The sequence below is a fragment of the Geodermatophilus sp. SYSU D00879 genome (assembly GCF_054050375.1).
Map to the genome: position 1 here is coordinate 1 of NZ_JBJGZF010000042.1, position 761 is coordinate 761.

At 71.5% G+C, this 761-nt stretch carries 1 protein-coding gene; it reads left to right on the plus strand.

Annotation, left to right across the window (positions count from 1 at the left end):
- Positions 1-143 precede the first annotated feature (143 nt).
- Positions 144-722, plus strand: coding sequence for a TerD family protein (locus tag ACI79B_RS23185; protein ID WP_456930485.1), 579 nt, complete (start codon positions 144-146; stop codon positions 720-722).
- The last annotated feature ends 39 nt before the right edge of the window (positions 723-761 follow it).

Sequence of the window (761 nt, forward strand, 5' to 3'; positions counted from 1 at the left end):
CCCCCCCCCCCCCCCCCCCCCCCCGGTGCCGGGGGACGCGCCGGGCACACCGCCCGCGTCCCCCGGCGGCGCCGGTCCATCCGGTGTCCAGTGCAGCGGCGACCGCCGCTGCGCTCCCCGACGGTGACATGGGAGTCCAACTGATGGGTGTCAGCCTCTCCAAGGGCGGGAACGTCTCGCTGACCAAGGAGGCGCCGGGCCTGACCGCGGTGAACGTCGGCCTCGGCTGGGACGTCAACACGTTCTCCGGGGGCGACTTCGACCTCGACGCGTCGGCGATCATGCTCGACGCCAACGGCAAGGTCACCCCCGACGACTCGGGCTTCGTCTTCTTCAACAACCTGCGCAGCCCCGACGGCTCCGTCGTGCACGTCGGTGACAACCTCACCGGCCAGGGCGAGGGCGACGACGAGGTCATCCAGGTCAACCTGGCCGGCGTGCCGCCGACCTGCGACAAGATCGTCTTCCCGGTGTCGATCTACGACGCCGACAACCGGAAGCAGAACTTCGGCGCGGTGCGCAACGCGTTCATCCGCATCGTCAACCAGGCCAACGGCCAGGAGATCGCCCGCTACGACCTCACCGAGGACGCCTCGGTCGAGACCGCCATGGTGTTCGGCGAGCTCTACCGCAACGGCCCCGACTGGAAGTTCCGTGCGGTCGGCCAGGGCTACGCCTCCGGCCTGCGCGGCATCGCGCAGGACTTCGGCGTCAACGTCTGACCCCCGCCGGGCCCGGACGCGCACCCGCGTCCGGGCCCG